Origin of the sequence: Natronospirillum operosum, from assembly GCF_004768465.1 — a bacterium.
In the GTDB taxonomy this organism is placed as follows: domain Bacteria; phylum Pseudomonadota; class Gammaproteobacteria; order Pseudomonadales; family Natronospirillaceae; genus Natronospirillum; species Natronospirillum operosum.
Genome location: NZ_SRMF01000011.1, coordinates 82,066 through 95,574, shown reverse-complemented (window position 1 = coordinate 95,574; position 13,509 = coordinate 82,066). Strand labels below are relative to the sequence as shown.

Here is a 13,509-nt window from a genome sequence, read left to right as displayed (position 1 = left end):
GCTGATGTTTTTGTGACCCAGGACCTGACAACATGTCCGGTCCCGGCGTCTCAACACCCACAAGCGCCCACACGAATTACTTGATTGCCAGACTGTTAAAGAACTTCGGACGGCCAGGCCGCTCCGACCCCGCCTCAGCAGGGAGCGCAAATACTAATGATCCTGCGCGCCGTGTCAACCACCAGACCCTAACTAATCAGCAGATTTTTCTTTGCAGATCAGACGCTTGGGTTGTTTTTTGATCAGGCCCGGTGCTGCGCGGCCAGATAGTCGTGCGACTGCATCTCGAGCAGCCGACTTTCGGTCCGTTCGAACTCGAAGCGGCGCTGACCGGCCACATAGAGCTCGGTGATTGGCGCTGCCGCCGAGACCAGCAGTTTGACCCGGCGATCGTAGAATTCGTCGACCAGATTGATAAAGCGACGGGCGATATCATCATCGTCGGCATCGAACTGGGGCACGCCGGAAATCACCACCGCATGGTACAGCCGCGCTATTTCGATGTAGTCATTGGCACTGCGCGGGCCGCCGCAGATGTCCTGAAAGCGGAACCAGACAATGTCCTCGCATTCACGGACATAGGCAATCTGCCGGCCCAGCACCTCCATGGTGCCGCTGACCTGGCATTCCTCGAGATCCGGAGCGATGCGGTCAAACTGCTCCCGCAGCCGGGTTTCCGACATCTCATCGGCCGGAGAATAGTACAGGGTTGCCTGTTCCAGCGTGCGCAACCGATAGTCCACGCCGTGGTCCAGGTTGATCACATCGGTGTGAGTATTCAGCAGGCGGATCGCCGGCAGAAAGCGTTCCCGCTGAAGGCCGTTTTCATAGAGGCCGTCGGGTACAATGTTGGATGTCGTGACCAGCACCACCCCCTCCCGGAACAACCCTTCCAGCAGGTTACCCAGAATCATGGCATCGCCAATGTCGGTGACGAAGAACTCATCGAGGCAGAGGATGCGATGCTGCTGTGCCATCTCGGTGGCAATCAGGTCCAGCGGATTCTTTTCGCCCTTGAGGTCGGTGAGCCGGCGGTGCACAAACTGCATAAAGCGGTGAAAGTGGGCCCTGTGCTTGGCTTCCAGGGGCAGGCAGTCATAGAAGGTATCCATTATGAAGGTCTTGCCGCGGCCCACCCCGCCCCAGAAATACACCCCCTGCGGTGCTTTCGGGCTTGCACCAAACCAGCGCCTCAGACCCTTGCGGTACGCCTGCACGGCTTCATCATAGGCCAGCAACTCGTGATACAGCCGGTCCAGTCGGCGGACGGCGGCTTCCTGCTCCGGGTCATGTTGAAAGTCACCGGTTTCTACACCGGCCTGATAGCGCGACAATGGCGTTCTGGGCATGCCCAACCTCTATGCAATGTGTGCGGGGGCGACCCCGGCTGGCGAGCGGACCAGAGATTCTATAACGACCGGTCGCCGATGCAAACGACACGCGCCATTACCATATAAATATAACAAATAATTCTATACAGACTTGTTTTTATAATAATGCATGGACTGATATAATCCGCGCCATTCGCGAAACCGACCTGCAGAGATACCAGTTTTTATGTCGAACCACCAATTGACGCACCTGAAGCAGCTGGAAGCGGAGAGTATTCACATCATCCGTGAAGTCGCCGCCGAGTTCGAGAACCCGGTGATGCTGTACTCCATCGGCAAGGACAGCTCCGTCATGCTGCATCTGGCGATGAAGGCCTTCTATCCCGGCAAGCCGCCGTTTCCGCTGCTACATGTCGATACCGACTGGAAGTTTCGCGAGATGATCAAGTTCCGGGACGAGACGGCCAAGCGACTCGGGCTGGAGCTGATCGTGCACAAGAATCAGGAAGGTCTCGACATGGGTGTCGGTCCCTTCACGCATGGCAGCGCCAAGCACACCGACATCATGAAGACACAGGCGCTCAAACAGGCGCTGAACAAGTACGGATTCGATGCCGCCTTTGGCGGTGCCCGTCGCGATGAGGAAAAGTCGCGCGCCAAGGAGCGTGTCTATTCCTTCCGTGATGCCCAGCATCGCTGGGACCCGAAGAATCAGCGCCCGGAACTGTGGAACACCTACAACGCCCGCGTGAACAAGGGCGAGAGCATTCGGGTGTTCCCGCTGTCCAATTGGACCGAGCTGGACATCTGGCAGTACATCTATCTGGAAGAGATTCCCATCGTACCCCTGTACTATTCGGCCAAACGCCCGGTAGTAAAACGTGACGGCACCTGGATCATGGTGGATGACGACCGCATGCCGATAGGCCCGGACGACAGCATCGAGCACAGATCCGTGCGCTTCCGCACGCTGGGCTGTTATCCCCTGACCGGAGCCGTGGAGTCTGAGGCCGCCACACTGCCTGACATCATTCAGGAAATGCTGCTGACTACCACATCGGAGCGTCAGGGCCGGGTTATCGACCATGACAGCGCTGGCTCCATGGAAAAGAAGAAACAGGAAGGCTATTTCTAAGGGGACACCAGTAACATGTCACACCAATCCGAATTGATCGCCTCAGATATCGCAGCCTATCTGAAGCAGCACGAAAACAAGGAACTGCTGCGCTTTCTGACCTGTGGCAGTGTGGATGACGGCAAGAGCACCCTGATCGGGCGGCTTCTGCACGACTCCAAGATGATTTATGAAGATCAACTGGCCGCCATCGAGAGCGACAGCGGTCGCCATGGCACCACCGGCGAGAAAATCGACATGGCGCTGCTGGTCGACGGTCTGCAGGCCGAGCGCGAACAGGGCATCACCATCGATGTCGCCTACCGCTATTTTTCGACGGCCAAACGCAAGTTCATTATTGCCGACACGCCCGGGCATGAGCAGTACACCCGCAACATGGCCACCGGCGCCTCCAACTGTGAACTGGCGATCATACTGATTGACGCCCGCAACGGCGTGCAGACCCAGACCCGGCGCCACAGCTTTATTGCCTCCCTGCTGGGCATCCGCAATGTCGTGGTGGCGGTGAACAAGATGGATCTGGTGGATTACAGCGAAAAGGTCTATCAGGACATTCGCGAAGATTACCTGGCCTTCAGTGATCAGCTGAATTTCGGTCATATCGATTTTGTACCCATGTCGGCGCTGGAAGGCGACAATGTGGTGAATCGGAGCGCCAATACACCCTGGTATGACGGCCAGACGCTGATGGAATTGCTGGAAAGCATTCCGATCACCGAAGACAGGGATCTCGAACACTTCCGGTTCCCGGTGCAGTATGTGAACCGCCCCAACCTGAATTTCCGCGGTTTTGCCGGCACCATTGCCTCGGGCATTGTGCGCCCCGGCGATCCGATCATGGTGCTGCCCTCCGGCAAGCAGTCCCGGGTGAAATCCATTGTGACCTATGACGGCGAACTGGACAGGGCGTTCGTGGCCCAGGCCGTCACCCTGACGCTGGAAGACGAAATCGACGTCAGCCGCGGTGACATGCTGGTCAACCCGGATGACCTGCCGCAGCGGGGCCGCAAGTTTGTAGCCAAGCTGGTGTGGATGAATGAGTCCGTGATGACACCGGGCAAGCAATATGACTTCAAGGTGGGTGTCAGCACCAGCGCCGGCGTGGTCAGCCATCTGTTCAACCGGATCGACGTCAATACGCTGGCCGATCAGCCCGGAGACAAGCTGAACCTGAACGAGATCGGCCACTGCGAAATCACCCTGAACCGGGAAGTGGTATTCGACAGCTATCAGCAGAATCGCTGGACCGGCTCCTTTATCGTGATTGATCGACTGACCAATGTGACTGTGGGCGCGGGCATGATCGAGCGCACGGTGGAAGGCAGCAGCGAACTGAAGCCGGTATCGGACGAGGAACGCCAGCGTCGCTTCGGACAGCAGCCGGCCACCGTCATCCTGAGTCAGGACACCAACGGTGACCTCGCCGCTGCGGTGGAACGTCTGTTGTTCGATTCCGGCCACCAGAGTGTGACCGTCAGCGCTGCAGATGCCCGCACGGTGGCGCCCTATATCGAGGCAGCAGGTCTGCTTGCCCTGATCAGCGGCAAGCCGGACGGTGATCTCGGTTTCGGTGTCACGCTGGAGGCCGACACGGCGGCGGATGTGCTGGAAGCCCTGTTGAAAAACGGCTATCTGAAATAGCTGGGCTTGAAGACTGGTGCCCTGATGCCGCAGCGGGTGCTGGAGAGGTGGCAGCAGGCCTTTCCAGCGACGCCGAACGCAGCGCAGGCACTGACGGAAACAGAAAGCCGATTGTCTGAGCGCAGCGAGTTTTTCGGCTTTCCCGTCAGTGCCGCAGCGGAGAGAGGGAACAGTCGCTGCGGCCTGCTGCCACCTCTCCAGCACTCGCCAAGGCTTTCCGGTACAGGCACATGGTTGGCTACATATCTCGCATAAGAAGGGCGTAGGCACCCATCTGTTCAGATAGAGGTGCAGGTACGGCAACAGAGACTTTGTAGTCCGAGCCGGGTACTTCGTCGATAGTCTTGCCGTTCTTCTGCAGGCGGATGTCTGCCATGGGGAAACGGATATTGCCCTCCGGGGTCATCAGTTCCACTTCATCGCCCACCCGGAACTTGTTCTTGGCTTTCAGCAGCAGGCGGTCGCCGTCCAGGCCTTCCGCTTCGGCGACAAATTGCTGCTGCGTGGAGATGGAACGGCCCTGGGTGTAGTTCTGATACTGGTCGTGGGTATGGCGCCGGTAGAAACCCTCGGTATAGCCCCGGTTGGCCAGGTTCTCCAACTGATACATCAGGTCCGGATTGAACGGACGGCCTTCGACGGCGTCGGCTATGGCCTGGCGGTAGATCTGGGCCGTGCGCGCCACGTAGTAGTGAGACTTGGTGCGCCCCTCTATTTTCAGTGAGTGAACCCCGATCCGGGTCAGGCGCTCGATATGCTGCACCGCACGCAGATCCTTCGAGTTCATGATGTAGGTGCCATGCTCGTCCTCCCAGGCCGGCATGTGCTCGCCCGGCCGGTTGGGGTCTTCCAGCAGGTAGACGCCGTCGACCGGCATGCCCTCGCCCAGCACGGGAGCCTGAGGTGTGCTGTCTGAAACAATCTTGTTCTGCGCCGGCGTCCATACAGCGGGATCGCGGGGCACAATGTCGCCGGTGATATCGGTTTTGCCTTCGTGTGTCTGGTATTCCCAGCGGCAGGCATTGGTGCAGGTGCCCTGATTGGGGTCACGCCGGTTGAGATAGCCGGACAGCAGACAGCGCCCGGAATAGGCGATACAGAGCGCCCCGTGCACAAAAACTTCGAGTTCCATTTCCGGTACATGGTGGCGAATGTCCTCGATCTCATCGAGCGACAGTTCCCGCGACAGAATCACCCGCTGCACGCCCTGCCGGTGCCAGAACTTTACCGTGGCCCAGTTGACGGCATTGGCCTGCACGGACAGATGAATCGGCATGTCCGGCCAGTTTTCCCGCACCAGCATGATCAGGCCGGGGTCCGACATGATCAGCGCATCCGGCCCCAGCGCAATCACCGGTTCCATGTCGCGCAGATAGGTCTTGATCTTGGCATTGTGCGGCGCGATGTTGCTGGCCAGATAGAACTGTTTGCCCAGCGCATGCGCCTCGCGAATCCCGATCTCGAGATTCTGCATGGTAAAGTCGTTCTCGCGCACACGCAGACTGTACCTGGGCTGCCCGGCATAGACTGCATCGGCGCCATAGGCAAAGGCATAGCGCATATTGCGCAGAGTGCCGGCGGGAGAGAGCAGTTCGGGGCGGTGCATACAGCAACTCCTGAGAATCAGACTTCCGGTTGGATCAACGTACCAATTCTATCACTGCGGCAGGTTCTGCAGAAAATCCTCGAAATGCTGGATGACATCCTCATTGCGTTGCGGCGACATGATGTCACCCACAAACACGTGCGGTGACTCATCCGGCCCGACCGAGATCCAGCGGAACTCCTTGGGCTCTCCTCCCCAGCGATGAAAGTAGCGATGCGCAAACTGCGCATCCACCACCGGATCATCCGGGCTGCACTGCACCATCAGCGGCACATCGAAGGTTTCAATGGGGGCATGCTGGACATCATCCAGTATCATTTGCATCTGGATCAGAGCCGCGTTGCCGTAATTGGTCGACCAGTACTTTTCCTGGCGCGGGTCCAGACTGTGCCAGCGCCGCTCCGAGCTCACCAGCTGCGGCAGCCAGTAGTCGGCTCCCGGCCAGGTCAGCAGAAAGGCATAGCGGTTGCGCACCTTGAAGTTGGGCGCCATGCACAGCAGCGCGCGCACCTTCTCGCGCACACCGACCTGTTCCAGCAGCCAGACCGCATAGGCGCTGCCGGTCGAGGTAGATACAACCACCACCTGCTCACCCAGATTGCGTGCCATCAGCCAGTATTCCCAGATGGATTCCAGCCAGGCTGCGCCGTCCACCTCACTCATGGCCCGAGCGCCCATGCCATGGCCTGCCACCCGGGCATAGACCGCATTGGCGCCGGCTCTGGCGGCCAGAAGTTCGGTCACCGGGCTGGTTTCCTGTCGACAGGCCGACAGACCGTGCAGATACAGGAAGCAGACCGGGGTCTTGCGCGGCGCCTGCGGGTCAGCCAGGGTAATCAGGCCCTCGGCGCCCGGGATGATGCGCGGCTCCATGGCTTCCCGTTCAGCCAGACGACGGGCCAGCGCCGCCGGGTCATCCACCACCCAGTCGGCAGGCAACTGCTGCGGCAGGTTCGGGGGCCGAAACTGCGGCCGCCGCCAGCGATGCACCTGCAACCGCCAACCCACCAGAACAACCACCACTATCAGTACACTGCTAATCAGCAGGCTTGTGCTCATCATGTCTCCATACCTTGTCTGTCTGTTCTTCCCAGGCCCGCTGCAGGCGGTCGTTCAGGGTGTCGTGTATCCAGCTCACCAGTTTCTGCTGCGCTGAGGCCGTCCATTTGCGGCTCGGTGTGGTCAGCCCCGGGGTATAGGGCCGCTGAAGGGCCCTGGCCCATTGCAACAGGCGCACCTGATCCGAGCGGGACCAGGCCTCCGCTGAAGTCCGCAGTGCCAGAATGTCGCGTCGGGCATGCGGCCGCAGCCAGAGTTGCTGGGTCAGGGTCAGCGCCCGCGCCATGACCACCAGCGGGAAATTCGGGTGCCGCACCGGCCCCGCAAACCGTTTTTCCCGACCGCCTGCAAGACGGCCCAGCCAGTTGGGCCGCCGCTCACGGCTGGCCAGCCAGCCACCGGCGGTACCCAGTACACCACCGGACAGTGCGCCCAGCAGCAGCGAACTCCCGCCCAGACCGACATCGACAGCCAGCCCCCCGGCGGCCCCGGCACTGCCGGCGACCAGCAGCAACTCGTGCTGCCGCAGCCCCCACAGGTACCAGGTTTCCGTCTGCATCAGTTCGGCGCCGGTCAGGTCCCAGGGGGTGGTCTGCTGCAGCGCTGCCTGGCGATGACCCCAGTCAACGGCCAGTTGGTGAAAAAAAAGCTGTTCCTGCGCGTTCAGTTGCTGCCGCAACTGCTCCTCGGCCTTGACCACTGCCTCGGGCGCCTTGTCCAGCGGCAGACGCAACGTCAGTTGTTCACTCCAGTACGCCCCCAGGGCATGGCTCACCGCCTGCAGCCGTTCCCGGTCGCGCTGCTCCAACTGCCGACACAGTCGGTTGATAGGCTGCGACCAGCCCGCAGTCAGTTCCCCGACCGCACGCAGCAGGGACTGTCGGGCCGGCAGTGCTGCAGTCAAGGGATTGAATACCCGCACCCACTGAAAATACTGGTTCAGCGTGCGCTGCCAGGCCTGATCCGGGTCCGCATGCTCCGGGTCCATCGGATTGATCACCGCCATGCGGGGCTGGCCGGTCCAGCGCAGTATTTCCATCTCGGCTTCGTCGGCAGCGGTGACGGGCTGTGCTGCATCCACCACATAGAGAATGCCGGCACCGGCCATAATGGGGTCCAGCAGTTCGCACTCGTCGGGAAAACGCTGCCGGTGTTCCGGCCGCGCCAGAAAAGCACGCACTCTTTCGGGGCGCTGCGACGGGCTGACGGCTTCGGCCTGCAACCACGCCAGCACCTGACGCGCGCGCTGAAACCCCGGCGTGTCGGTCAGGGCCAGCATGACGCGGCCCTGAACAATGAATTCAAAGGTATCCGCATGCCGGGTCGTACCGGATTCGACACCGATACGTACGCTGTCATTCTCCGCCAGCGTGGACACGATGGACGACTTGCCCTTGTTCGGATGCCCCACGACACAGAGCTGCGGGATACTGACTGCAGTCATGTTTCGCCCTCCACCCAGACCAGGCCTTCCCGCCGCGCAAAACTCTGCCAACTGAGCCAGTGCCGGGCCTGTATTGTGGTCACCTCGCCCAGCAGCAACAGCCCCTGCTCGGCCCGGCTTCGCGTCTGTACCAGGCGGATCAGGTCCGCCAGTTCGGCAACCGGAGAGCGCTCGGCGGGCACGCGCCACAGCAGACGCTGCGGCATCGGCTGGCGGACCAGTGCTGCTTCCAGAGCCTCCACATCAGATTGCCAACCCTGCAGCCCGAGCATAAGCGGTGCCGCCGGCTGGCGGGCCTCCCAGTTGACGATCAGGCACCCGGACGTACACCACTGGCGAGCATCCGCCCGGTTGAGCCCGCTAGCGTCCGCCCCCGTGGAGCCGTCGGCGCGTTCCGCGTCCGGGGCCCGAACCTGCATCTGTGGTCGCAGCAGCAGACGCCAGCGGCCATAGACCAGAGCAGTCAGCAACAGCCTGGGAAACAGGTTGTAGAACAGCAACGAGGCCAGCAGAAAGGGCCACCAGTCGCCGGCTCTGTCTGCCGGCGTACTCTCGGGGGCGATCCGCAGGTAGCGGGTCTGCTCGATCAGGTCGGCATCCGGCACGGCCGCCGGCCAGAACCAGCGCCAGGGCGTACTGAGTACCTGCGCCAGTTGCTGCACCAGAGTTTCTCCGGCCAGCACCGTGGTACTCCAGCCGAAAGCCAGGTCGGTAAACAGCAGCAGTGCCCCATAGCCCACCAGCATGCCCAGCGCCACCAGGCACCACAGCCACTGCAGCAGAAACAGCATGCGCCAGCGTTGCTGACGGTCAGGGAACCAGCTCAGGGAATGCCGCCCCAGACGGAACAGCCAGGGTCGACGCCCGCCCGTCATCGCGCCCAGTGTCGCCACGACAGCGCCCAGCAAAGGCAGGCCCGCCCACAGAAACCAGACGGTAAATACATTGATGCGCCCCTCCGGCGCATAGCTCAGGCTGCCCACGGCAATAATCACGCCCAGAAGTGCAGCCAGCACATACAGCAATGCCGGCGGCAGCGGCAATCCGTCATCCATGGCCATCATCTGATCCTGCTGCAGGCACTGCGCTGATATTCCTTTGTTCGAACCGGTTATTCACAGGTGTTGCACGCCCTGTCATCAATGGGTAAATCCGCACCAGTCTGGTGACAAGCGGCTATACTGACATTGGCTCCGGGAAAGAGGAACTTCTGATGAGCATCAAAAAACGCTATCTCAAATCCAGACCTGTCTGCAAGTGTACCTTTGAATTGCCTCCCGAGGCAGCCGGCGACGCCGAAGCCATTTTTCTGGTCGGCGAATTCAATGGCTGGGATCGACAGGCACAGCCCATGCGACGCCTGCGTAATGGCACCTTCAAGGCCGAATTGGAGTTGCCGGCTGGCAGCAGTTACGCTTTTCGGTATCTGCGCAGTGACGGCAGCTGGGAGAACGACTGGTCGGCAGATGCGTACCAGTTGGTACCCGGTCTGGGCGTTGACAATTCAATCGTCCGGCTTTAAAGAAAGCGGACATTCAAATCGGGGAACCCGAAAGGCCTCTCTATGCATGTGAAGAACAGAAACCATGGCCGTCGGCTGGGCAGTGTCCTGGTCGCCAGTCTGCTGCTGATCATTGCCGGCTGCGCCAGTGCACCGCAGGAACGTCAGCCCGACCAGGAAATGCTAGACCGGCGTGATGACGCCATCAACGAACTGGACCGCCAGACCCGCTGAGCCTGTTCTGCATCAGCCTGCGGCCGGGTAACGCTCGGCCAGCACCCGTTCCACGGTATCCACTACCGCACGGGTCTGACTGTCTATTTCGATATTGACGGTTCTGCCGACACTGGCAGCCCCCAAAGTAGTCAGAGCCAGTGTTTCCGGGATCAGGCTGACTGTGAAACCGTCATCAAGACGATCCACGATAGTCAGCGAGGCGCCATCGACGCCAATATAGCCCTTGGCAAACACATAGGGCCGCACAACCTCCGGCACCGCAATCCGCAACAAACGACCATGTCCCAGCTCACTGATTGCAGTCACTTCACCCACCGCCGCGACATGACCTGACAGCAGGTGTCCGCCAATCTCGTCCGACGCCTTCATGGCACGCTCAAAATTGACCTCGTCATCAACGCCTCGCTGGCCCAGGGTGGTGATATCCAGTGTCACCTGCATGACATCAAAGGTGGCTTCCTGCCCGGACAGTCCGGTGACGGTCAGACAGACCCCATCCAGTGCCACCGAAGCCCCGGTTTTGACATCTTCGATACTGCCGGCCGGAAACCGGACAGTCAGACGCACCAGTTCCTGATCACGCTGCAGCGCTGCAATCCTGGCCCTGCCCTGCACAATGCCTGTAAACACGGCGTTCTCCTGTCAATGAACTCAGTCTGGAATACTGTAGTCGGTTACCGGCACCCAGTCGTTGCGCCCGGGCAGTCGTTCCCAGACGCTGCCCACTTCGGACCGTTCGATCAGGTCGCTGATAGTCGGATCAATGCGGGTCATGCAATCCAGAGGTGCCACCAGGGCACTGCCTTCCTGCAGCAGGAACTCATCCGACTCCAGGCCGGAGTAGAAGCGGAAACCGGTATCGTTCTGATGGTCCGGTGTTTCGCGATAGAAGAATCGAATCGGCAGAGGGCGCTCATTCAGAATCATACTTGAGGCCAGGCACAGATGGCCCTGATCTGGTGTTTGACTGCATGAACGGCGGACCGCTTCGCTCATAACGACTCCTCTGGCTGGTCTTGATCGGCAAATGGGCCGCGCATTATAGGAGCCGGCCCGGCCGATTAGAAGGCGCTGTCTGCAAATTTGCAGCCGCCATGCAGGGGTACGGAAAAACCTGCCAGCAGATCAGACGCTTACGAATGTTACAATTTGTAAAGACTGCCTGAAATCCAACCAATTCAGGGTCATTTCCTTGAAAAGGACATGGCATAGCGAAGTAACCTCACTACACTTAGCAGACAGGAAGGCAGAAAATGAACAGGGATTGAAAAGGACTGATCCGAAAGCGGTATTCGACCCTATGTACAGGAGTCAATGCGACGACAGCGTCAAATCATCATACCGAATTCAATACTTCGGATGTACGGAAGTGTCACTGAGAGGAATTAAGGATGGATGTTCAAACTGAGCTTGAAGCACTGGAACAGGCGATTACCGATGCGGAAGAGCGCAAACGGCAATTCGTCAAGGAGCACCCCAACGGCAGTGGTGACAAACAGGAGCGTACCCGTCTGTATGCCGAAGTCGAGCGCGCCCGCAAGGCTCTGCGTGAGTACAAGGTCAGGAATCAGCTGATTTGACCGCAGACGCAGACTGCCTTAACTTCAGCGACCTGTCATTCAACGCCGCCTCTGCCGCCAGCAGAGCGACCTTAAGCCCTGTTTGTCTGAACTGACGGTGTCTGATGATTCGCTACTCGATTCGACCTGAAGATCCCGCTGCCCATCTCTACGCCGTCGCGTTGACAGTGGCCGCGCCAAGGCCGGAGCAGGCATTCTACATGCCGGCCTGGATTCCGGGTTCCTACATGATTCGCAACTTTGCCCGTCATCTGAGTGAGCTGACGGCGGTGGATGGAGACGGCCAGAACATTCCCCTGCGCCAGCTCGACAAGCAGACCTGGGCGCTGGATACCGACGACCCCCCGGCCCAGGTAACCCTCGAGTACCTGATTTATGCCTGGGATCGTTCGGTCCGCGCCGCACATCTGGATCGCCAGCACGGGTACTTCAACGGCAGCAGTGTATTTTTGGCGGTCGACGGCCGCGAGGATGATGCGTGCGAGGTAGACATCCTGCCTCCCGAGGTCAGGGTGGAAGGCACCTGGCGTGTGGCCACGACCCTGACCACGGCTGGTGCCGGCCCTTGGAGTTTCGGGCCCTATCGGGCTGAAAACTACGAAGAGCTGATCGACCACCCGGTCGAGATGGCTGATTTCACCCCGGGCTACTTCAAGGCCTGCGGGGTGCCGCATCATATCGTGATTACCGGTCGCCATCGCGTCGACATGGAACGGCTGGAACGCGACCTGCAGGCCATCTGCGAGCATCACATCCGGTTCTGGGGCGAACCCGCGCCCATGCCCCGCTACCTGTTCATGACCATGGCCACCGGCGATGGCTATGGTGGACTGGAACATCGCAGCTCCACGTCTCTCATGGCCAAGCGGGATGATCTGCCCCGCCCCGGCATGATCGTGCCCAGCGCCGGTTATCTGAACTATCTGGGCCTGTGCTCGCACGAATACTTCCACACCTGGAACGTCAAGCGCCTCAAACCGGCGGCCTTTCTGCCCTACCCGCTGCAGCAGGAAACCTACACGGAACTGCTCTGGTGGTTCGAGGGCATCACCTCCTATTACGACGATCTGGGGGTTCTGCGTGCCGGCTGCAGCACTGTCGAGGCCTACCTGGAGATGCTGGGCCAAACCATCACCAAGGTGCATCGGGGCAAGGGCCGCTTCCGCCAGACACTGCCGGAAAGCAGCTTCAATGCCTGGACCAAGTTCTATCTGCAGGATGAAAATGCACCCAACGCCATTGTCAGCTACTACGCCAAGGGTGAACTCTTTGCGCTGCTGCTGGATCTGGCCATTCGCAGCCGTACCGAAGGTCGCCAGAGCCTGGATGACCTGGTCCGGGCGGCCTGGGAGCGCTGGCAGCACAGCGGCATGCCGGAACGCAGTGTTGAAGCCCTGGCCGCCGAAGTCATTGATGCCGACCTGAGCGACCTCTTTGCTCTGGGTCTGCGCGCCACCAAGGATCTGCCCCTGGGCGACTACCTGCGCCGGTTCGGTATAGAACTGCGCTGGGACACCCCGCTGTCACTGGGCATGCCGGGTGGCAAGGCAGCCCTGCTGCGACCGGGACAGATCAACATCGGGGCGGTGTTCGAAGCCGACCCGGTCGGCGCCCGCATACGGGTCGTCCTGCACGACAGTCCGGCTCATGAAGCAGGTCTGTCGGCCGGTGATGTGATTGTTGCTCTGGATGATATCCAGACCACCAGCAGCCGCATAGAAACCCAACTGGCCGACTACCAGGCGGGTGATACCGTGCAGGTTCATTATTTCCGCTATGATGAACTGCACGAGACCAGAGTTGTGGTTGCAGCGGGTGAGACCACCACGGCCGCCCTTGCCGTTACCGACTCCGCTGCGGCCAGGCGCTGGCTGGGAGATCAGGTTACCTTCTCCCGCGAGACCCAAACCGACACTGGTCAGTGAGCCCCCATGCCCGCTGACCGCCATAACCACCGGTCGTTCCGCCGACCAAG

13 protein-coding genes are annotated in these 13,509 nt (G+C 60.3%); 6 read left to right on the top strand and 7 right to left on the bottom strand.

The window, feature by feature from the left end:
• Window positions 1-242: 242 nt before the first annotated feature.
• Complete coding sequence (gene zapE, locus E4656_RS17845; RefSeq protein WP_135484679.1) at window positions 243-1,349, bottom strand: cell division protein ZapE; 1,107 nt, start codon at window positions 1,347-1,349, stop codon at window positions 243-245.
• A gap of 208 nt (window positions 1,350-1,557) precedes the next feature.
• On the opposite strand from zapE, the gene cysD reads away from it, so the two are divergent.
• Window positions 1,558-2,466, top strand: coding sequence for a sulfate adenylyltransferase subunit CysD (gene cysD, locus E4656_RS17840; RefSeq protein WP_135484678.1), 909 nt, complete (start codon window positions 1,558-1,560; stop codon window positions 2,464-2,466).
• Between the two features lie 15 nt (window positions 2,467-2,481).
• Complete coding sequence (gene cysN, locus E4656_RS17835; protein ID WP_135484677.1) at window positions 2,482-4,107, top strand: sulfate adenylyltransferase subunit CysN; 1,626 nt, start codon at window positions 2,482-2,484, stop codon at window positions 4,105-4,107.
• 238 nt (window positions 4,108-4,345) lie between these two features.
• Here cysN and trhP read toward each other — a convergent pair whose 3' ends face one another.
• From trhP to E4656_RS17815, 4 genes are read right to left on the bottom strand one after another with little or no spacing between them, the layout of a single operon-like run.
• Window positions 4,346-5,713 carry a prephenate-dependent tRNA uridine(34) hydroxylase TrhP gene (trhP, locus tag E4656_RS17830; protein ID WP_135484676.1) on the bottom strand — a complete coding sequence of 456 codons (1,368 nt, stop codon included), beginning with the start codon at window positions 5,711-5,713 and terminating at the stop codon, window positions 4,346-4,348.
• 51 nt (window positions 5,714-5,764) lie between these two features.
• Window positions 5,765-6,775: an alpha/beta hydrolase gene (locus E4656_RS17825; protein ID WP_135484675.1), complete on the bottom strand. Its 1,011-nt coding sequence runs from the start codon at window positions 6,773-6,775 to the stop codon at window positions 5,765-5,767.
• Window positions 6,750-8,216 (bottom strand): DUF3482 domain-containing protein, encoded by a 1,467-nt coding sequence (locus E4656_RS17820; protein WP_135484674.1) that lies wholly within the window; start codon window positions 8,214-8,216, stop codon window positions 6,750-6,752. Before E4656_RS17820 ends, E4656_RS17825 begins: the two co-directional genes overlap by 26 nt.
• Window positions 8,213-9,280 (bottom strand): DUF2868 domain-containing protein, encoded by a 1,068-nt coding sequence (locus E4656_RS17815; protein WP_135484673.1) that lies wholly within the window; start codon window positions 9,278-9,280, stop codon window positions 8,213-8,215. The genes E4656_RS17820 and E4656_RS17815 overlap by 4 nt, the downstream gene beginning before the upstream one ends.
• Before the next feature lie 149 nt (window positions 9,281-9,429).
• Here E4656_RS17815 and E4656_RS17810 point away from each other — a divergent pair, with 149 nt between their 5' ends.
• Window positions 9,430-9,738, top strand: a complete 309-nt coding sequence (locus tag E4656_RS17810; protein WP_135484672.1) for an isoamylase early set domain-containing protein — start codon at window positions 9,430-9,432, stop codon at window positions 9,736-9,738.
• A 42-nt stretch (window positions 9,739-9,780) separates the two neighbouring features.
• A complete protein-coding gene (locus E4656_RS20290; RefSeq protein WP_167856124.1) occupies window positions 9,781-9,951 on the top strand; it encodes a hypothetical protein in 171 nt (56 codons plus the stop codon).
• Between the two features lie 12 nt (window positions 9,952-9,963).
• On the opposite strand, the gene E4656_RS17805 is transcribed toward E4656_RS20290, so the two are convergent.
• Together E4656_RS17805 and E4656_RS17800 are read right to left on the bottom strand one after the other, a co-directional pair.
• A complete protein-coding gene (locus tag E4656_RS17805; RefSeq protein WP_135484671.1) occupies window positions 9,964-10,584 on the bottom strand; it encodes a riboflavin synthase subunit alpha in 621 nt (206 codons plus the stop codon).
• Window positions 10,585-10,605: 21 nt separating this feature from the next.
• Entirely contained in the window at window positions 10,606-10,950 is a 345-nt protein-coding gene (locus tag E4656_RS17800; protein ID WP_135484670.1) for a DUF2185 domain-containing protein, read from the bottom strand.
• 395 nt (window positions 10,951-11,345) lie between these two features.
• On the opposite strand from E4656_RS17800, the gene E4656_RS17795 reads away from it, so the two are divergent.
• Window positions 11,346-11,534, top strand: a complete 189-nt coding sequence (locus E4656_RS17795; protein WP_135484669.1) for a hypothetical protein — start codon at window positions 11,346-11,348, stop codon at window positions 11,532-11,534.
• Between the two features lie 104 nt (window positions 11,535-11,638).
• Window positions 11,639-13,459: a M61 family metallopeptidase gene (locus E4656_RS17790; protein WP_135484668.1), complete on the top strand. Its 1,821-nt coding sequence runs from the start codon at window positions 11,639-11,641 to the stop codon at window positions 13,457-13,459.
• Window positions 13,460-13,509 lie beyond the last annotated feature (50 nt).